Raw genomic sequence first — 17,163 nt, 5'->3', positions numbered from 1 at the left:
TGCTGCTGCGGCTTCGCGCATGCAGCAGTGTGAGCGTGCATCCAGATGCGCCGAAGTTTTTACCGCGCTTGTCGAATTGCGCGGACTCACAGCCACTAACGTGTGCAGGCCGGAGCCCACAGCGCTTGAACGCCATGTGTCCCCTTGCGTCCGAACTCCAGCGCTCTGTTAATCCCCAGCTAGTCGAGTCAGGCTTCAATGCCATTGCGTCTGCGAACGGCCTCGGCCGCGAGCTCGGTCGGCAGAACCAGGACCCGTGGATCCTTGACGGCTTTAACGGGTACCAAATGATTTTCACTGAGGGGTTTCAGCCGCCTCCTTGGCTGGCAAGCCCAAAGATCGGCATGGGCCAGACGATTCGTGGCGCCTTATCAAGCCACCAGAATCGCGCATGGATACGGCAACGCCCGCGTTGCGGGCCGCGCACAAGCCGCTAATGCGGGGCAATTCGCGCACGCTCCACCGCGCTCTCCGGATCGTGCCAATTCGCCAGAACCTGTAGCCGCTCCATGTCTTCCAATTCAAGCGCGTGCAGCGGCTTCAGCTTCGCCTCGAGATCGCCGCGCAGCGCAAGCAGTCCCTCTGGTGAACGCCCGGCGATATCGTCTTGCGGCTGGCTTGCGGCAGCACTTGCCTCGCGCAGTGCAACCGAAAGTCGGACCAATTCCTTGTGATGGTCCATTTGCTGGAATACCTGGTTGCTGCTTTTGGGCACAAAGGACAGCTTCAAGACATGGCTGTCCTTGCTCGGTTCCGTGCTGAATCGAAGGCCGGACATCGCGCCAGGCATGCCGGGAGAGTGGTCGTCGATCAGTATCCCATCCTCCCCGCGGGCCGCGCCAGCATGGGCCGTGGGAACTCCCATGAGGAAGTTCGAGAGCTTGCGCCCGGGATCCTCCACCGTCAGAACACCGTCGTCGCCGCGCGTCACCCGCGGCGCGTGGGAATAATTTTCCCACTCTTCCTCCGGCAGATCCGCCAGTGCATCGAGGTACCAAGCCAGCATGCGCGCCGTGGACAACGTCGCGGCAACGGCGCGCTCGCCAGCAAGAGCATGCTTGAATGCCACTCCCCCGAAACCCAGCTCCGCCGCCACCAACGCCCGCACCACATTCTCCCCCTGCACCAATCGCTGGCGCAGCGCCATGCCCCTCATGGTCCGCTGGCTTGGTGCCAATCGCTTTTCCGCTTCCACTTCCAGTGCGTTGAGGCGGCTGCCGAGCGCTGGCATGGACAACGCTTCGAAGGTCTTCCTGTTACCAGCCTCGATGACATAGGCATGCTCTCGATTGGCCGCGTTCCGGCGCGCAAAGAAGAAATCAGCGATGCGGCGGAAAAAGCGGCTGAATTTCTGTCGCATTCCCACCGCTGTATCAAGCAACTGCGCGCGCCGCGCGCCATCGCCCACAGTCACAGGGTGCCGCAGTGGCCGCGCCGCTTCCCTGGCCGCGCCAGCCTTTTGCGGAGTATTGGCTTGCAGCGCCTTGTCTATGTGCGACAGCTGCTTTCTCAAGTCATTGATCTGCTGCGATCGGGGCTTGGCTGCCAACCGGATGAGGTCTTCGACATCTGCGCGCACCTTCTCCTCTCTTTCGATGATGCGCAGCTCCTCGTGCGCGTTCTTGAGCTTGCCTTCTATCTCCGCGATCATCGACTTCGCGGTCGCGTCGGTGACCTTCTCGCCAAGGCCCTGCAGTGCCCTGAAGGCCAAAAATGCACCTGTCGCATAGCCTGCCACATTACCCAGCATCGATACGCCCAGCCAGGGAGCCACCGCGCCCGCGACGATTGGTACCGCCGCAGCACCTGCCAACTTGCCCAGTACAGGAGTTGCCGCCGAGAACGCTCCGGCCACCATATGGCGCGCAGCGAACAACCTGTCCCATCCATCCATTTCCACTGAAGTCAGATCGCCCGTCAGGTCAACGATATCCTTGACATCCTCGTCGGTCGTATTCCTGACATGCTGGTTGAGCTTGACAAGCTCCTGGTGGATCTGGGATCTCAGTTCCAGGATCCGGTCAGAATTCTGCTGCTGCGCGGTTTTTTTTGGTGCGACAAGCTGGGGTTGCGCTGGCACACCGCCCACAAGGAGTTGCGCTTGATTGAAAGCGCTACCTACGGCATAGGCAAGCTGACGCTTCCAGGTGCCCTTAATCTGCGGCTCGACATCTGCCGCTGAATCGCGCGGCGCGCTGATTGCCACTGGCTGCACAGCAGCAGGCGGGGCATCCTCCCCCAGCAATGCGTTTTCATGAAGCAGGTCGCCAGGCAATGGCAGTTCAAACGAGAACCAGTTCTTTATCTTCTGCCACAGGCCCTGGTTTTGCTGCTGCAGCCGAGTCTCGTTGGCCAGACGCTCCTGTGCCGCATCTTCATCCACTGCGAAATGCGCCGGCTCATCGCTTGGGCCGGCCACGGCGTGCAGGTCTTCGGCCGCATCCAGCGACAACGGAGCCGAATTGGCCAAAGCGGCGTCATAGCGCTCTTCACCCTCATCGTGATGCGCTATGCCGCCGGGTTCCGAACGGTACCTAACCGCATCATCGGGCGCTTCCCGCGCATCCTCGAACACGTCGTTGTCATCGTCATCGTCGTCCTCATCGCCGACCGATTCCGCGTCCCGGTACAGTGCCTTGCTCAGGCTACCGTTGCCTACCGCCACCAATGCTCCCTGCAAGCCACCCTGCGCTGGCCTGCTTGCCGGCATGGGCTCATCCGCCTTGTCCACCACGGGCTCCTGCGGCAACAGGGGTATCGAGGACTGCGGGCTGCCCGGTGGCGATATGGAGTAGTTCATGATGTCCTCGCAGTACTCACGCGGCGAGCGCCGTGATATCGAGCTCCTGCCGCCCCTGCACGACCTCCCGCCACAGCAGCGCCACTTCGGCAAACGCATCGACCACGGCGGCAAAGGCCGGCGCATCGCACAGCGCCAGCGGCGCGCGTGCGCATACCAGCACCGCGCCCGTATGCCCCTGCAGGCCCAGCGTGCAGCCGCCGGTGCCGGCCCAGAAGGCATTGGCTTCGAGCATGAACTGCATCAGGCGCTCGCGCGGCACCTGCGGCGCGGGCAGGCCCAGGCTGGTGAACAGCACGACGCTGCCCTCCTCCTCATCGCCTTCGACGGTGAAGCCGACGGTCATGTCCGCCACCTCCACTTCCTGGATCTCGAGCAGGTCCGCTGCGGGCTCGATGCCCATCAGCCGGGCGTAGTTCTCGAGAAGATGCTGGTAACGCGTCATGGTGTTTCCCTGGGAATCATGCAGTCGATTGATCCAATGTCAGCCAGCCCCTGGTCAGCGCCGCGGGGCTCGACGGCTGCGATTTCGGCTTGCCTTCAGCAAGCAGTGCCTATACGGCATGCCTACGAATGCGCCCCCACAGCTTCCAGTCCATCGGCGCTGTGGCGCAACTCCAACGCGGCGCCGCCAAAAGCCGCCATGCGATCACCCGCGAAAAAAGGCTGTATCGCCCGGCGCGGGATCGGCCTGGTTGAAATTCTGTTGGAGCGCTGCAGACCAGATGCCCGCAATGTCCGTCAACATCCGGCAGGCGCGCGCCAGCGCCGCTGGCGGCGTGTCCAGTGGATGGGCGCTGGCCAGCACCACATCATCCGCCCCATGCTGCAGCCCCAGCGTGGCGCCGCCGGTGATGAAACCCAGCGTATTGGCCTGCAGCAGCAGGCGCAGTACGGGCAACGGCTGCTGCGGCAGGGGGCCGACCTTGCAGGCCATCTCCATGCCCTCCACGCCGGCATGCCGCGACGCACGGAGCGCCACAGGAATGCCGTCGATGACCAGCTCTTCGCACTTGGCCAAGCCCTGGGGCTCAAGCCCGATTTCAAGGGCCAGCGCCGCTATTGCCGCGTGGTACGGGGTATCAGGTAGGTTCTGCATCGTGCGAAGCGCTCAAACGCGCATTTCAAGGAACATGGCAAGCGCGTCATCGGTATGCGTGAGCTTCTCCACCCAGCGTCCGGCCTCGCGGTACAGGCTGTTGAGCATATGGGCCAGTCCAGCGCCGTCCAACGACGCGATTCGTGCCGAGATGCCAAGCATGACGGTGTCGTCTCCGCGCAGCGCCAGCGTCGCGCCATGCGTGCCGGCCCAGAGGTTGTTGGCATGCAGCAGTTGCCGGCAGACTTCCTCGGATGCGGGGGCCGGCAACTGCACCACGTCGCAGCGCAGAACGATGCGGTCCTCACCCCGATCGCTGGCATCGCGTTGCACGAAAAAATCAATGCGCCGATTGTTCATCTGCAGGCACTGTGCCTGCACCAGGCGCGCCGGCTCCACACCGGGCAGGCGGCGCGCCAGCGCATCAAGCAAAATCAGATAGGGATCTTCAGGCATCGGATGTCAGCAGCATCGTCAGTTCGACACCCATGAGTAACACGCACCAGACCAAGGTTCCGTGACCTGGGAAATGCCCCAGCGCGGCCACCAACGTGGTGACGGACTGTTGCGCCCGATACATCCCTCCGTATCCAATTTGTTGCTTTTTTGTTGAAAACAAACTTTATTGCGATTGACAAGTTGACACGTCGCAACAAAAGGTAATAGCCAGGCCGTCCTACAGTGTTCTTTGCGATGGCGGTGCAAAGTAAGGGTTCAGTGGTTTTCGATCACTGTTCACTTACCAACACCGCAACCTGAGGAGTATGGAAATGACACAGCAGAGCCAAAACGCAAACAACCAGAACAACCTGAACCAGCAGCAGCAAAGCGATCCGGCCCGCACGAGCCAGCAGGATCAGCAGCAGCAGCAGACTTACCCCAATGAGCAGTCCTCGGGCCGTTCCAATCCCGGCCAGCAGCAGCAATCCAATCCTGGCCAACAATCGAATCTGGGCCAACAGCACCAGTCGAACCCCGGTCAGCAACAGCAATCGAATCCTGGTCAGCAGCACCAGTCGAACCCTGGCCAGCAACAGCAATCGAATCCTGGTCAGCAGCACCAGTCGAACCCCGGCCAGCAACAACAATCGAATCCTGGCCAACAACAGTCGGGCGGCCAGCAGCGCGTGGGCCAGCAGCAGCAATACGATCCGGGCCAGCAGCAGCCCAGCAACAAGTACAGCACCAGCGGCCAGCAGGAGCAGAGCAATCCTGGCCAGCAACAGACCGGTAGCCAGCACCAGCCGGGCCAGCAGCAGCAATCCAATCCAGGGCAACAGCAGCACGGCAATCCGGTTGCCGGCCAGCAGCGCTCGCAGAGCTGAGCGTGCAATGGAGGGGCTTGCATCCCCTGGTATCCAGATGCCATGACTGCACAGCAAAGGGCCTTCGGGCCCTTTTTGCATGGAGCGGCCAACACCTTGCCCACCAGCTGTCGTGTTCCATGCCGGATGCCGCGCCATTGCCTGTAAGCATGCGCATCAATGCGGCGGCATCCTACCTGCGTGCATTCACCCGCCAAGTATGGTTTGAACCAGGGGCGCATCCAAGGCTGCAGGCCGAGGGCAGCGACCGAAACCCTAGCGGATCGACGGAGGGCTCGCCCTACAACAAGATCGATCTGCACACGCTACAGGAGCGGGGCCTTTCAGGCACGCGCTCACTGGCCCACCGAGTCGCGGTGTGCCTCCCAGCCGGCGCAAGCCGCTGCAGCCTGTCCTGGTGGAGCATTTTTCGTGCACTGTCCGGACAGGAGGTCCACCGGAATGTATCTCGGACCAACTTTCGCCATATTGCTATCGAGTCCACGACTTTTAGGAGGCCCTGACATGAAATCCATCAAACGAATCACCCTGGCTTCGCTGACCGGCGCTGCCCTGCTGAGCCTGGTTGCCTGCAGCGGCATGGATACCCGTGATCGCAACACCGCCATCGGCGCTGGCGTCGGTGCCGTGGGCGGCTCGGTGCTGTCGGGCGGCAGCGCGCTGGGCACGCTCGGCGGCGCAGCCGTGGGCGGCGTCATTGGCAACCAAGTGGACAAGCGCTGATCTGCGCCTTGAGGTGCCGATTTCCATCAACCACAAAGAAAAGAGTGAACCATGGCCATTAGCACCATTTTGTTGATCGTTCTCATCCTGCTCCTCATTGGCGCTCTGCCTTCCTGGAACTACAGCCGCAGCTGGGGCTACGCCCCCAGCGGTGTGCTGGGCCTGGTGGTGGTGGTGCTGATCGTCTTGCTGCTCATGGGCCGCATATAGCCTTGACGGCACGTTGAGCGATACAGGCGCCCGCGCCTGCCCGCTCATCAGGCAAACGCCCGGCAACTGCGCAAGCTCTGCTTGCAGCAATTGCCGGGCGTTTGCCTGTGCGCTAGATGGTGCCGGCCCAGTGGGCGCGAACACGCACGTCCCCGCTTCACTGCTGCAGGCGCCGGCTCCTGCGTTGCTGCTTGATGCGGTACATGGCGGCGTCCGCTGCCTGCAGTGCCTCCAGCGCATTGCCCGTGCCGGGCGCCACACCTAGCACCCCCACGCTGGCCCCGTCGTAATGGATCTCGACGGCGCCGAGCTGGTAATCGCCCTGCGTGGCCTCGAACACCCGCCGCTGGAATGCGCTCTCGGCCGCGGACAGTTGCTCAGATTCCTGCGGGCCCAGCGCAAGGACTGCGAATTCATCGCCGCCCAGCCGCGCCGCGAGGTCCTCGGCGCGCAGCAGAACGCGCAGTCGGTCGGCCAGGGCCATCAGGAACCGGTCTCCCACCTCGTGGCCGTGGGTGTCGTTGATGGCCTTGAAGCCATCGAGATCGACGAATGCCACCAGCACGGCCCGTTGCTCCCGCGCGCCCTGCTCCAGCAGTCGGGTCAGCGCCTGCTGCAGCGCGCGCCGATTGGGCAGCTGGGTCAACGCGTCGGTCGAGGCATAGACCATCAGCCGCGCGTTCGCATCCATGAGCTGCTGCACCAGTTGCTCGCGCTCCACCTGCTGGGCAATCAGTGCGGCAAACAGCGTGAAGATATGCTGCGCCTGCGGCGGCATCACGTGGCGCCCGGAACTTGCGGCGCACAGCGTGCCGTACAGCTCGCCATCGGCCAGGCGCACCGGTGTGCTCATATAGGACTGGATCTGCAGTGCGCGCCCGATCTCGCAATCGCTCCAGCGCTTGTCCACGTCATTGACGAAGGGCTGGTTCTCGTCGATCGCGCGCCGGCACAGCGTGTCGCCCCAGGGCACGGAGATGCCCTCGCTGATCTGCATCTCGCCCTCGTTGCGCGCATACAGCACCTCCAGCACTTCGCGCTTCCAATCCATGGTGGTGAGGAAGGTCGACTCCATGCCGGTGACCGCGGCCAGCATGTCCAGCAAGGGGCGTGACATCTCCTCGAGGGTCTTGGCCGAGGTGACGGCTACGGACAGTTGATCAAGTAAAGGCTCCATCGCTGCATTATTCCCCGGTATCCGGCGCGCTTCCAGGCGCCAGGGTCAGCCATCGCGGCTTGCGCCTGTAGGCACCGGGGCCTGCGCCAGCGCATTGCCGCGTTCAGCGTCTTCGCGCCACGGCCCACACCAGCGCGCAGGCCATGGCTGGCGCGGACCAGTCCAGCATCGATGCGACATTCCAGGCGCTGGCATCGAAGCCGCCCCACCAGGGCAGGTTGGCGCGCAGGCCGGCGCCATGCTGCGCGATCCAGCGGTACTCGGCCTGGGTGTGCTCGCGCGCCAGGAACCAGCAGCAGGCCAGCAGCCCACCCAGCCACCAGTTGCGCAGGCGCAGTCCCAGAGCCAGCTGCAGGCCCACGGCAATGGCGGCATGCTCGAGCGGCGTCCAATCCATGGCGGGCAACAGCGTGTGCCGTCTAGGAGCCGCGCACCATGGCCATGATCTTGGCGGTGTTCAAGCCGCGCGCGGTCTCCTGCATCTGCGGCAGATAGCGCGACTGCAGCTCGCGCCCGTCCTTCATCACGTGCTGGTAGGCATCCTTGAGCATGGCCGTGGAAAGCGTGCGCCCGCCCGCGTAGTACTGGTTCGCCACGTGGCCCAGCGCGTAGGTCGAGGCAAAGCTCATGCCGCTGCTCACCGCCTGGCGCCCCAGCCCGCCCAGCAGCCCCTTGCCGGCACGCCCCAGCAGGCCGCCCAGCAGCTTGCGTCCGGCCTCCTCCAGGTATTGCGAGGTCAGGCCCACGCCCAGCGCGCCCAGCAGGTCCTTGATGTGTCCGCGATCGAGCTCGTAGCCGTAGCTCTGGCCGATCTGGTACACCAGGCGCATCTGCAGCGGAATGATGGCCAGCGTCGACAGGTTCTCGGGCAGCAGCTCGATGGCGCCGTTCATGATCGAGGACTTGAGGATCTTGCTGTCCATTTCCGCGGCGGAGAGCGTGCCTGGACGGCGTTGGGCCGCGGTGGTGGCGAGCTCGTCCACGGCCGCGGGGTGCGGCACCAGCGCTCCCTGGGGGAGGGGCGCCTCGGGGACGGGCGTCTGCAGCGGCGCGTCGGCCACCGTGCGGGCCTGCGCATCGAAGCTGTCGGTGGCGCGTCCCCACTCCGTGCCCATCGCAGCCGTGGAGGCACCGGCTGCCGCAGCACTGGCTGCCCCAGCACCGGCTGCCGCAGCCCCAGACGCCGGCGCCGTGCCTCCCATGCCCCAGGCCTGGCGCACCTGCGCCAGGAAAGCTTCCTCCTTGGCGCTGGTCTGGCCATCGGCATCGCACACGCATACCGCCATCTCGTATGCCAGCTGCCGGGATTCGGTGCCGCTCAGGCGGGCCAGCACGTCCTCGAGCTTCACACGGCGCAGCAGCACATCCTGGTAAAGGCCGGGAAGGTTGACGGCCTCGTCGCCGGCCAGCCCCTCGGCCACCTGGCGGATCTGCTCGCGTTCGCGGTCATGCTTTTCGCCGTCGGCAAACGAGGCCAGCAGGCACAGGGTCAGGGTCGCGCGGATTTCGTCATGTGTCATGGGTACTTCAGCTCCTGGATGGATAACGGACTGTTCGAGCACTGGATCGGGCCAGGGTTCCAGCGCCCTTACCAAAAACAACAAAGCCCCGGATGCTTGCCGCATCCAGGGCCGCGGTGAATCTCGCTGACGCGCCTTACCAAGGTATGAAAATGGCGAACAGCAAGAAAGCCACCACGATGCCGATGACCATGAGACCACGGGAAGTGAAGAAGCGGCTGCGGAAAGACGCATGGCGCTTGGCCTGGGTTTCGTCGGGGGGTCTGTTCATGTCGGATCCTTTCATGGCTTGCCTAAAGACAAGGCCCCAGCCGCATGCGCAACCAGGGCCCGGGCCGGGCCGGTCATGCCGGCCTGGCAGGAGAGACGAAGAATTACTTCGTTGCGTCCTTGGCAACTTCCTTCACGTCGCCATAGGCCTTCTGGGTCTTGCCTTCGACCTGCTTGGCAGCGCCCTTGGCCTGCTGCTCGGGGCTGTCGAACACTTCACCCGTCTTTTGCTGGACCTTGCCAGCTGCGTCCTTGAGCGTGCCCTTGATTTGATCGGTATTCATATGCGTTCCTCTCTGTGGCGAGACCCTCTTGGTGGCCCCTGGGTTGAAGTACAGCTCGAGGATGCCTCAGGCCGCATGCCGCCGCGGTAGGAGTCCGGGAGAACGCGCAGTCGGTCCAGGCTTACGCATGGCCACGTTCATCGCATCACCAGCCCGCCATCCACGGTCAGCACCTGGCCGGTCATGAAGGCGCTGAGATCGCACGCCAGGAACAGCACCGGCCCGGCCACATCCTCAGGCCGCGCCAGGCGCCGCAACGGGGTGGCCGCCATCAGCGATTCGCGAAACGATTCCCGGGTGCCCTGGCTGCCCCGCGTGGGGTGGACCAGCCCCGGCGCCACGCAGTTGACGCGGATGCCCATCGGCCCGAGCTCGCTGGCCAGGTTGCGGCTGAACGCCACCAGCGCGGCCTTGGCGGTGGTGTAGTCATGGTAGGGCACGACCGGGTGCTCGACCAGATTGCTGGCGATGTTGACGATGCTGCCGCGCGCGCGCCGGCGCATCTGCGGCAGCACCGCATGGCAGACATTGAAGGCCGCGCCCACGGCGCCATCGAACTGCGCCTGGTAGTCGCGCCACGCCAGATCGTCGAAGCGCTGGCGGCGTTCGGGGTCGAAGGCATAGGGACGGAACGCGTTGTTGACCACGATATCGATCGCCCCGGCCTCGCGCCCGATGTCCTCGGCCATGGCCCGCACCGCTTCCGCCGAACCCACATCGGCCTTCACGGCCCAGGCGTCGCCGCCGGCGGCGATGCATGCCGCCACGGTCTGCGCCGCCGCCGCATCGTTGGAGAGATGGTTGACCACCACGCTGGCGCCCTCGCGCGCCAGCGCCACGGCGATCGCCGCTCCGATGCCGCGGCTCGCGCCCGTGACAAGCGCCACCTTGCCGCGCAGATCCATTGCTGTCGGCACCATGTCAGGCTCCCGGCAACAGGCTCGTGTCGACCACGTCCGATACCTTGATCCGGCGCTGCACCAGGCCCAGCGCCTGGTAGGCATCGGCGCCCTTTTGCAGCGCAACGAGGTCGAAGTTGCCCAACCGGGACGCGGCGTCCTTGCCCTCGGGCAACGAGGCCACATTGCGCAGCCGGATCACCTCGAGGTTGATGTCGCGCTGCGTGCCGTCAATGGCTCGCCTGGCGGCCAGATCCGCCGCCTCCTGGGGATGCGCCATCATCCACGCCGCGCTGTCGCGATAGCCCTTCAGGAAGGCCTTGAACAGCGCCCTCTTCTCGCGCAGCGCCTCCTCGCGCACCACGAACAGGTCGCTGGACATGTTCAGATGCTCGCGCACCGGCATCACGTTGACCTGGCCGATGCCCTTGCGCAGGCCCACGGCCAGCCCGGTGTCGGTGGCGGCCGTGGCATCGACCTGGCCCTGCATCAGCGGTGCGAAGTTCAGCAGCCCGGTGACGACGATCTGCACGTCCGACTCCTTGAGCCCGGCCTGATGCAGCAGCACCAGCAGGTTCTGGCGCGTGCCGCTCGACAGGCTGTAGACCCCGATCTTCCTGCCCTTGAGGTCGGCAGGCTTGCGGATGCCCGAGGACTTGAGCGACACCACGTTGAACACGTTCTGCGGATAGATGTCGTAGATCGCGACCAGCTTCGCGCCCTTGTCGAGCGCCATGAAGAACGAGCCCGGGTCGGTGAAGGCCACATCGGCCTGGCCGCTGAGCAGGTTGCGCACGGCATCGCCGCCACCCGCGCCCGGCAGGTAGTCCAGCTCCACGCCCTGGGCCCTGAAGAAGCCCTTGTCGGGTTCCGCAAGGATATTGGTGATCTCGCTGATCGGCTTGCTCCAGCCGGCAAGGCGCACCCTGCCCGCTGGCGCCGGCGCGGCAATGCCCGGCCCCGCAAGTGCCAGGCCGGCAATGCCGCCGAGCAGGCCGCGGCGCGAAAGAAACATAGGCAATTCAGTCATATCGGGCAATCAACAAGAGTCTTCGGAAACGGCATGCGCGCGCAGCAGCCGGCGCTCCAGAACCAGGCAGCCCTGGTACAGCAGCAGCCCCAGCGCCGCGATCAGCGCCAGCGCCGCAAACATCAGCGGGGTGTCCATCATTCCCTGGGCGGCAATGACCACCGCGCCCAGGCCGCGGCTGGCGCCCATGAATTCGGCGACCACCGCCCCCACCAGCGCCAGCACCACCGCCACGCGCAGGCCGGCGAGAATCGACGGCAGGCCCGCGGGCAGCTTCAGGCGCAGCAGCGTCTGCAGGCGCGTGGCGCCCAGCATGCGAAACAGCTGCAGCCGCTGGGCGTCGGCCTGGCGCAGGCCGGTCAGCGTGTTTTCCATCAGCGGGAAAAAGCAGATCAGCGCCGTGATCAGCACCGTCGGCAGCAGCCCGAAGCCGAACCACAGCACGAACAGCGGCGCCAGCGCCAGCTTGGGCACGACCTGGCTCACGACGACATAGGGCTTGAGCACCCGCTCGAGCAGCGCGAACTCGGCCAGCGCCATGCCCGCCAGCAGCCCCACCAGGGAGCCGGCCGCCAGCCCCAGCAGCAGCGCCTGCAGCGTGGCGGCGATGTGCGGCCAGAAGTAACCCGAGTCCAGGCCCGTCCACAGCGCTGCGGCCACGGCCGAGGGCGCGGGCAGCACCAGCGCCGAGAGGCCCCAGCCGCGCACCGCAAGCTCCCACAGGCCGAGCAAGACGAGCAGCAAGGCGGCGGCCATGAGCCGTATCCGGAATGGCGTCGGATTCATGTACCGGCCCGGTCCATGCAGGCGCGCACGCGCGCGCAGTATCCGTTGAAGGCCGCGCCATGGCGCATGGCCTGGGTGCGCGGTGCGGGAAGCACGATGGCGATATCGTCGACGATGCGCCCGCCATGCATCAGCGCGATGCGGTCGCCCAGGTAGACCGCCTCGTGGATGTCATGCGTGACGAACAGCACCGTGGTGCCCAGCGCGCGGCAGGTGCGCAGCAGATCGTCCTGCAGCTCGGCGCGCGTGATCGCATCGAGTGCGGCGAAGGGCTCGTCGAGCAGCAGCAGCGGCGGCTCCAGCAGCAGCGCGCGCGCCAGCGCCACGCGGCTTTGCTGTCCGCCCGAGAGCTGGCGCGGATAGCGCTGCGCATGCCCGGCCAGGCCCAGCTGCCCCAGCAGCTGCAGTGCACGCTCGCGGTCCTGCGGCGTGGGCCGGCGCTGCAGCGACACCGGCAGCAGCACGTTGTCGAGCACCCGGTGCCATTCCAGCAGCGTCGGCGCCTGGAACATGAAGCCCAGCTGCGGCCCGGGCGCGGTGAGCGCGGCGCCGCGCAGCAGGATGCGCCCCGACTGCGGCCGCAGCAGGCCCGCCGCCAGCTTGAGCAACGTGGTCTTGCCGCAGCCGCTGCGCCCGAGCAGGCAATGGATCTCGCCGGCCGGCATGCGCCAGTCCACGCCATCCACCACGGGCGCGCGGCCGGGGTAGCCGAAGGCCACCTGCTGGATCTCCAGGAATGCCATGCTCGTCTCAGTCCGCATAGGTGGCAAAGGGCTGGGCCGCGATTTCCGCGGACTGCTCGATCTCCGTCATGCGCACCAGATCCAGCAGATTGAAACGCCCGTCGTTATGCCAGCCGGCCTCGGGCGTGCTCATCGCGCCGATCGCGCAGATGCGCGTGGCCCCGGCCGCGCCCAACAGCCCGGCCAGCCGGTAAAGCTCTTCGGGCCCCGCGGCAACGCCCGCGGTCTGCAGGTATTCGCGCTGTGCCGCCACCACCGGCACCACTTCATCGAGGCTGTCCACACCCACCACCGCAATGGTGCGGTACAGCGCCGTGGGCGCCAGCGGCTGCAGGCTGTCGCTGTATGCCACGCTCCAGGGCGCATCGACCGGCCCGATCAGGATGTTTTCGTCAGCGCCCCACTCCACCCCCTGCTGCCATTTCGCCACGGCCGCGCCCTCCTCCAGCGCCAGCGCGCGGCGCGCGAAGCGTCGCTGCAGATTGGCCAGCTCGGCCGCGAGATGATCGGCAAACGCGCGCGGCTCCACCTGCGCGCCGCGCTGCACATAGAACACATGCGGCGAGTAGCAGCCCTGCTGGTCGTAGCGCATCACATCCCAGGCCGCCAGCCGTGCCAGCGCCGGAGCCTTCAGCGCATCGAGCGCCGCCACGCCGATCAAGCCAAAGCCCAGCCGATGCCCATGCGGCACGAAGCGCGTGGTCACCGGCAGCCGCCGGCGCAGCGCATCCAGCGTCTGGTTGCCGCCATAGGCCAGCACCGTATCGGCACGGGCATACAGCGCCTGCGCCCCTTCGGCGCCGATGCCTCCGGCGCCGTCCCACCAGACCACGGCCAGGCATTCGGCCAGCGGTGGATGCACCTCGGTCAGCAGCCGCGCAAACCACCCGGCAAACAACGGCTCGGCGCTGGCCAGCTTGCCGATGCTTGGCGCCTTCACCAGCAGCCCGCAGACCAGGCTCCACAGCGACAGCGCCGGCACGTTGCCGGCCCAGCTGTGCACCAGCAGATCGGGCCCGAAGGCGCGCACGGCCCCGCCCTTGGGCGCAGGCTGGAAGCCGTCGAGCACGCCGGGGTTGGCGAAATCCTCGGCCACGAAGCGCCGCAGCTGCGCGGCTCTGAAGGTCTTGAAAAGCCCCGTCAGTCCCAGCCGCACCATCTCCGCGTCATACCCGGTCACCACCGGCAGCCAGGCCTCGGCCTCGCGGCGCGCGGGGTCGTTGCGGTCCAGCAGGCGCGCGATGGCCCGGTCGATGGCATCGATGATCTGCGCGACCGGCATCTGGCGCAGATGGCGGTCGGCAGCCGCGCGCACCCGCTCGGCCAGCGCCTGCATCTGCGCTTCGGACAGCACCGGCACCGCCACCTCGAGCCGCAGCCCGTCGCGCTCGAAGGGCAGCAGATGCCAGTGCACCCCCTCTTCGAGCCCCCCCGGCAGATAGCCCGCAGTGATCCGTTGGACATTCATGCGCCGGCTGCCTTGACGAATTCCTCGACGGCCAGCGAGCAGCCCTTGGCTGCTGCGCCCTCGGCGCGCCCCAGCAGCAAGAAGCCGCCTTCGGCCCACAGGCCGACGTCCTCGGTCAGGATGGTGGTGACGGCGTTGTAGTTCGCCAGATCGCAATGCACCAGGATGCCGCGCTCGCCCGGCGCCACATCGCGCCCCGTGACGGGCTCGACCAGGCGCGAGCGGATCCAGTGCGGTCCCGACTTGACGGAAGGGATCACGGCGTTGCCGTCGTCATAGAACTGCGTGCTGAGCTCCGTCATGCCATACATGTTGATACAGTGCGAGCGCGGCACGCCCAGCAGCTGCGACAGCCCGGCATAGAAGTCCTCCAGCGGCAGCTCGCGCGACTGGCCCTTGTAGCCGCCGGTGTCCAGGATGCGGCTGCCCGCGGGCAGCCGAAAGCTGCGGCCTTGCGCGCGCAGCGCGTCCATCACATGCACCAGGCTGAAGCTCGCGCCCAGCAGCGCATAGGGCTGGCCGCTGCGCTCCGACTCCGCAAGCGCAGCGCACAGGCCGGGCATGTCGAGACCTTCGGGCGAGAGGAAATAGCGGCTCTCGGCAGTGCCGAACTCGGACTTCGCCAGCGCCAGGTAATGCGCGAGCGATGAATTCGGCATGGCCTGCTCGTCGGGAAACAGGATGCCCATGGGCATGCGCCCGGTCCCGTGCATGAAGCGTTGCGCGAAATTGCGCACCATCGACAGGTCATAGACCTCGAGTTGCGGATGGAAGTGCCGCCCGCGCGCCGCGCGCCCGGTGGTGCCGCTGGTCATGAAAACGCGCTCTTGTTCGCAAGGCGGTGCGCTGCGCAGTTCCAATGCCTTGAAGGCATCGATGGGCACGGCGGGAATGTCGCTCCAGGTGCGCACATTGCGCAGCGTGGCGCCGCGGCGCTGGCAGAAGCTGCGAAACGGCAGGTTCGATGCGTACTGGTAGGCAAACAGCCGCAGCGCGAGAGCGTCGAACTGGGCGTCGGTGCAGCCACCCTGCGCGATGAATGCACGCAGGTCTGCAACCAGTGAAGCGGCTTGGTCCATGGATTTCCTTCGGGAGCGTTGGCATGGTGCTCCGAAGGCTCCCCTGCCGGGCGCGCGGGCAGGCGCGGCCACATCGGGGTGCAAGCTCTTCTTCCGCCGGAATGACCCGGGTCAAGTTCACGGGTATGGATCTCAGCACTGGCGTGCACCCCGGAGCACTTGCCATCTTACCGCAGCCGCGCCATCCGGCCAATGCCGCCGGGCGCAAGCGCCACCGCGGAATTTGGGAAATTACAGCGGCGCTTGCAAAGCTCCGTCCTACAGCAGCGCTTGCGGCGTTGCGATGAGACTGGGACCTTCGCAAAAGCCAAGAAGGATTCCAATGATCTCCAGCATCACTTCCCGCCGGGCCCTCTTTGCCACGCTGGCTTCCGCGGCGCTGCTTGCCGCCTGTGCACAACCGGGCAAGATGCCGGCGCCCCAGGCCAACGCCATCGTCGGCACCGTGGACCTGGCAGAGCGCGTCATGGTGCCGCCGCAATCCACGCTGATCGTGGAGCTGCACCAGATCGCCCAGCCCAGCGCACCCGCGCAGATCGTGGGTCAGACCGCCATCAACATCGAGACGCTGAAGCCGCCCTTCAAGTTCATCCTGCCCACCAACAACGCCCCCATCAACCAGGAGGCGGAATACCGGGTGAGCGCGCGCATCACCCTGGGCAACCAGACCACCTTCGCCAGCGACACCGCCTACCCGGTGCTGACGCGCGGCGCCGGCAAGACCGCCAACCTGATGCTGGTGCGCGTGGCGCCCTGATCCCGGCTGGGCCCCAAGCGCGAGCCCACCGGCACTCCGGTGGGCTTTTTGCATTTTGTCCTCCTGCGCCGCCGATTCAGCCTTGATGGCGTTGTTCCCGAGGGCCTGGCCCCGCTGCCGCGGCCCGGTGCGCATCCATTGCATGAGCTGCCGGCGAATCATTTCCGAAGGCCCGCAAGCCAGCGCCTGAAGATGCCTGGCGAACCCGGCATTAGGGTAACCACTCTGGCGCGCTCCGCGCCCTCATGCAATGCAATACCGCGCAAACGACTCCAGCGGTGCCCAAAAGAAACTAGAATCGCTCCGGTTGCCCGGGTGGCAGCGGCACAGCGCAACGAAACGGCCTGCCACGGCAATTCTTCCCTTTCTCTCGATCTAGCGGCTCCCTCGATGTCTTCCCCCGATTCCCTTTCCCGCCGGCAAGCCTTGCTCGGTGCGGCGGCAGCCGTGCTGACCGCCTATGCAGGCCCCTTGCAAACTTCGGCCCTGGCCGGCAGCGGCGCCGCGGCGCCCGGCGCGCTGGCGCCTGCAGCGGCAGCAGGCACCTCGTCCTTCATGAGCCTGTCGCAGCTGCTGGTCAACCACGGCCTGAACGCGGCAGCAGGCGCCAAGATGGAGGCTTACGCAAGCCAGCACTTCGCCGATTTCGCCGGCAACTCCGCCGCCATCCTGCAACTCGCGCAGGAGCGCAAGGCGACGGCAGTGGAAGATTTCTACGACGACATTCCCGAGGGACCGCAGCGCGAACTCGCGCAGTGGATCATCTTTGCCTGGTACAGCGGCATGGCCGGCCCGGGTAAGAAGGACGCCATGTTCACCTACGAGCATGCGCTGACGTACCAGGTCACCCGCGACGTGGTGCCCATTCCCTCCTACGGCTTCACCGCGCCGAACGCGTGGCAGCAACTCGACAACGCGCCGCTGCTGCCGATCCCGCAATTCTGACAACCCCGGAGCCCGCGGCGCGCCCTGGCAATTGCTCGAGCGTGCCCC

20 protein-coding genes are annotated in these 17,163 nt (G+C 66.0%); 4 read left to right on the top strand and 16 right to left on the bottom strand.

Going from position 1 to position 17,163, the window contains the following annotated elements; all coding sequences use genetic code 11:
- Positions 1–433: 433 nt before the first annotated feature.
- From M9799_RS15055 to M9799_RS15035, 5 genes are all read right to left on the bottom strand, one after another.
- Positions 434–2,800 (bottom strand): hypothetical protein, encoded by a 2,367-nt coding sequence (locus tag M9799_RS15055; protein ID WP_231044687.1) that lies wholly within the window; start codon positions 2,798–2,800, stop codon positions 434–436.
- 16 nt (positions 2,801–2,816) lie between these two features.
- Positions 2,817–3,245, bottom strand: a complete 429-nt coding sequence (locus M9799_RS15050) for a type III secretion system chaperone (protein ID WP_231044686.1) — start codon at positions 3,243–3,245, stop codon at positions 2,817–2,819.
- 204 nt (positions 3,246–3,449) lie between these two features.
- Entirely contained in the window at positions 3,450–3,899 is a 450-nt protein-coding gene (locus tag M9799_RS15045) for a type III secretion system chaperone (RefSeq protein WP_231044685.1), read from the bottom strand.
- A 12-nt stretch (positions 3,900–3,911) separates the two neighbouring features.
- Positions 3,912–4,355, bottom strand: coding sequence for a type III secretion system chaperone (locus tag M9799_RS15040; protein WP_231044684.1), 444 nt, complete (start codon positions 4,353–4,355; stop codon positions 3,912–3,914).
- Between the two features lie 272 nt (positions 4,356–4,627).
- Positions 4,628–5,305 carry a hypothetical protein gene (locus M9799_RS15035; RefSeq protein ID WP_231044683.1) on the bottom strand — a complete coding sequence of 226 codons (678 nt, stop codon included), beginning with the start codon at positions 5,303–5,305 and terminating at the stop codon, positions 4,628–4,630.
- Between the two features lie 423 nt (positions 5,306–5,728).
- On the opposite strand from M9799_RS15035, the gene M9799_RS15030 reads away from it, so the two are divergent.
- On the top strand, positions 5,729–5,947 hold the full coding sequence (locus M9799_RS15030) for a glycine zipper 2TM domain-containing protein (RefSeq protein WP_231044682.1): 219 nt from the start codon (positions 5,729–5,731) through the stop codon (positions 5,945–5,947).
- 51 nt (positions 5,948–5,998) lie between these two features.
- Complete coding sequence (locus M9799_RS15025) at positions 5,999–6,157, top strand: DUF3309 family protein (RefSeq protein ID WP_175503678.1); 159 nt, start codon at positions 5,999–6,001, stop codon at positions 6,155–6,157.
- 157 nt (positions 6,158–6,314) lie between these two features.
- Here the strand turns inward: M9799_RS15025 and M9799_RS15020 are convergent, their stop codons facing one another.
- The 11 genes from M9799_RS15020 to M9799_RS14970 form a co-directional block, all read right to left on the bottom strand.
- Positions 6,315–7,334 carry a diguanylate cyclase domain-containing protein gene (locus M9799_RS15020; RefSeq protein ID WP_231044681.1) on the bottom strand — a complete coding sequence of 340 codons (1,020 nt, stop codon included), beginning with the start codon at positions 7,332–7,334 and terminating at the stop codon, positions 6,315–6,317.
- 103 nt (positions 7,335–7,437) lie between these two features.
- Positions 7,438–7,731, bottom strand: coding sequence for a hypothetical protein (locus M9799_RS15015; RefSeq protein ID WP_231044680.1), 294 nt, complete (start codon positions 7,729–7,731; stop codon positions 7,438–7,440).
- 22 nt (positions 7,732–7,753) lie between these two features.
- The gene (locus tag M9799_RS15010) at positions 7,754–8,854 is read right to left on the bottom strand and encodes a TerB family tellurite resistance protein (RefSeq protein ID WP_231044679.1); all 1,101 of its coding nucleotides are present in this window, start codon (positions 8,852–8,854) and stop codon (positions 7,754–7,756) included.
- A 136-nt stretch (positions 8,855–8,990) separates the two neighbouring features.
- The gene (locus M9799_RS15005) at positions 8,991–9,125 is read right to left on the bottom strand and encodes a hypothetical protein (protein ID WP_255662780.1); all 135 of its coding nucleotides are present in this window, start codon (positions 9,123–9,125) and stop codon (positions 8,991–8,993) included.
- A gap of 103 nt (positions 9,126–9,228) precedes the next feature.
- Positions 9,229–9,408: a CsbD family protein gene (locus M9799_RS15000; RefSeq protein ID WP_231044678.1), complete on the bottom strand. Its 180-nt coding sequence runs from the start codon at positions 9,406–9,408 to the stop codon at positions 9,229–9,231.
- A 137-nt stretch (positions 9,409–9,545) separates the two neighbouring features.
- Positions 9,546–10,328, bottom strand: a complete 783-nt coding sequence (locus M9799_RS14995) for an SDR family oxidoreductase (RefSeq protein WP_231044677.1) — start codon at positions 10,326–10,328, stop codon at positions 9,546–9,548.
- A 1-nt stretch (position 10,329) separates the two neighbouring features.
- Entirely contained in the window at positions 10,330–11,337 is a 1,008-nt protein-coding gene (locus tag M9799_RS14990; protein WP_231044676.1) for an ABC transporter substrate-binding protein, read from the bottom strand.
- Positions 11,338–11,346: 9 nt separating this feature from the next.
- Positions 11,347–12,093, bottom strand: a complete 747-nt coding sequence (locus M9799_RS14985) for an ABC transporter permease (RefSeq protein ID WP_377008398.1) — start codon at positions 12,091–12,093, stop codon at positions 11,347–11,349.
- A 26-nt stretch (positions 12,094–12,119) separates the two neighbouring features.
- Positions 12,120–12,866 (bottom strand): ABC transporter ATP-binding protein, encoded by a 747-nt coding sequence (locus tag M9799_RS14980; RefSeq protein ID WP_231044674.1) that lies wholly within the window; start codon positions 12,864–12,866, stop codon positions 12,120–12,122.
- 7 nt (positions 12,867–12,873) lie between these two features.
- On the bottom strand, positions 12,874–14,334 hold the full coding sequence (locus M9799_RS14975; protein ID WP_231044673.1) for an acyl-CoA reductase: 1,461 nt from the start codon (positions 14,332–14,334) through the stop codon (positions 12,874–12,876).
- The gene (locus tag M9799_RS14970; protein ID WP_231044672.1) at positions 14,331–15,413 is read right to left on the bottom strand and encodes a LuxE/PaaK family acyltransferase; all 1,083 of its coding nucleotides are present in this window, start codon (positions 15,411–15,413) and stop codon (positions 14,331–14,333) included. The genes M9799_RS14975 and M9799_RS14970 overlap by 4 nt, the downstream gene beginning before the upstream one ends.
- A gap of 322 nt (positions 15,414–15,735) precedes the next feature.
- Here M9799_RS14970 and M9799_RS14965 point away from each other — a divergent pair, with 322 nt between their 5' ends.
- Together M9799_RS14965 and M9799_RS14960 are read left to right on the top strand one after the other, a co-directional pair.
- A complete protein-coding gene (locus tag M9799_RS14965) occupies positions 15,736–16,170 on the top strand; it encodes a YbaY family lipoprotein (RefSeq protein WP_231044671.1) in 435 nt (144 codons plus the stop codon).
- Between the two features lie 192 nt (positions 16,171–16,362).
- Complete coding sequence (locus M9799_RS14960) at positions 16,363–17,115, top strand: sugar dehydrogenase complex small subunit (RefSeq protein WP_318530292.1); 753 nt, start codon at positions 16,363–16,365, stop codon at positions 17,113–17,115.
- Positions 17,116–17,163: the final 48 nt, after the last annotated feature.

The sequence above is a fragment of the Comamonas endophytica genome, from assembly GCF_023634805.2.
Classification (GTDB): Bacteria; Pseudomonadota; Gammaproteobacteria; order Burkholderiales; family Burkholderiaceae_C; genus Comamonas; species Comamonas endophytica.
The sequence above is the reverse complement of the archived record's forward strand: the minus strand, read 5'-3'. Positions and strand labels throughout refer to the sequence as shown.

Bases quoted from the DNA above. Each gene is read 5' to 3' on its own strand.
- M9799_RS15055 (WP_231044687.1), bottom strand. From the start codon at position 2,800: ATGAACTACTCCATATCGCCACCGGGCAGCCCGCAGTCCTCGATACCC.
- M9799_RS15050 (WP_231044686.1), bottom strand. From the start codon at position 3,245: ATGACGCGTTACCAGCATCTTCTCGAGAACTACGCCCGGCTGATGGGC.
- M9799_RS15045 (WP_231044685.1), bottom strand. From the start codon at position 3,899: ATGCAGAACCTACCTGATACCCCGTACCACGCGGCAATAGCGGCGCTG.
- M9799_RS15040 (WP_231044684.1), bottom strand. From the start codon at position 4,355: ATGCCTGAAGATCCCTATCTGATTTTGCTTGATGCGCTGGCGCGCCGC.
- M9799_RS15035 (WP_231044683.1), bottom strand. From the start codon at position 5,305: ATGCAAAAAGGGCCCGAAGGCCCTTTGCTGTGCAGTCATGGCATCTGG.
- M9799_RS15030 (WP_231044682.1), top strand. From the start codon at position 5,729: ATGAAATCCATCAAACGAATCACCCTGGCTTCGCTGACCGGCGCTGCC.
- M9799_RS15025 (WP_175503678.1), top strand. From the start codon at position 5,999: ATGGCCATTAGCACCATTTTGTTGATCGTTCTCATCCTGCTCCTCATT.
- M9799_RS15020 (WP_231044681.1), bottom strand. From the start codon at position 7,334: ATGGAGCCTTTACTTGATCAACTGTCCGTAGCCGTCACCTCGGCCAAG.
- M9799_RS15015 (WP_231044680.1), bottom strand. From the start codon at position 7,731: ATGGATTGGACGCCGCTCGAGCATGCCGCCATTGCCGTGGGCCTGCAG.
- M9799_RS15010 (WP_231044679.1), bottom strand. From the start codon at position 8,854: ATGACACATGACGAAATCCGCGCGACCCTGACCCTGTGCCTGCTGGCC.
- M9799_RS15005 (WP_255662780.1), bottom strand. From the start codon at position 9,125: ATGAACAGACCCCCCGACGAAACCCAGGCCAAGCGCCATGCGTCTTTC.
- M9799_RS15000 (WP_231044678.1), bottom strand. From the start codon at position 9,408: ATGAATACCGATCAAATCAAGGGCACGCTCAAGGACGCAGCTGGCAAG.
- M9799_RS14995 (WP_231044677.1), bottom strand. From the start codon at position 10,328: ATGGTGCCGACAGCAATGGATCTGCGCGGCAAGGTGGCGCTTGTCACG.
- M9799_RS14990 (WP_231044676.1), bottom strand. From the start codon at position 11,337: ATGACTGAATTGCCTATGTTTCTTTCGCGCCGCGGCCTGCTCGGCGGC.
- M9799_RS14985 (WP_377008398.1), bottom strand. From the start codon at position 12,093: ATGGCCGCCGCCTTGCTGCTCGTCTTGCTCGGCCTGTGGGAGCTTGCG.
- M9799_RS14980 (WP_231044674.1), bottom strand. From the start codon at position 12,866: ATGGCATTCCTGGAGATCCAGCAGGTGGCCTTCGGCTACCCCGGCCGC.
- M9799_RS14975 (WP_231044673.1), bottom strand. From the start codon at position 14,334: ATGAATGTCCAACGGATCACTGCGGGCTATCTGCCGGGGGGGCTCGAA.
- M9799_RS14970 (WP_231044672.1), bottom strand. From the start codon at position 15,413: ATGGACCAAGCCGCTTCACTGGTTGCAGACCTGCGTGCATTCATCGCG.
- M9799_RS14965 (WP_231044671.1), top strand. From the start codon at position 15,736: ATGATCTCCAGCATCACTTCCCGCCGGGCCCTCTTTGCCACGCTGGCT.
- M9799_RS14960 (WP_318530292.1), top strand. From the start codon at position 16,363: ATGCCTGGCGAACCCGGCATTAGGGTAACCACTCTGGCGCGCTCCGCG.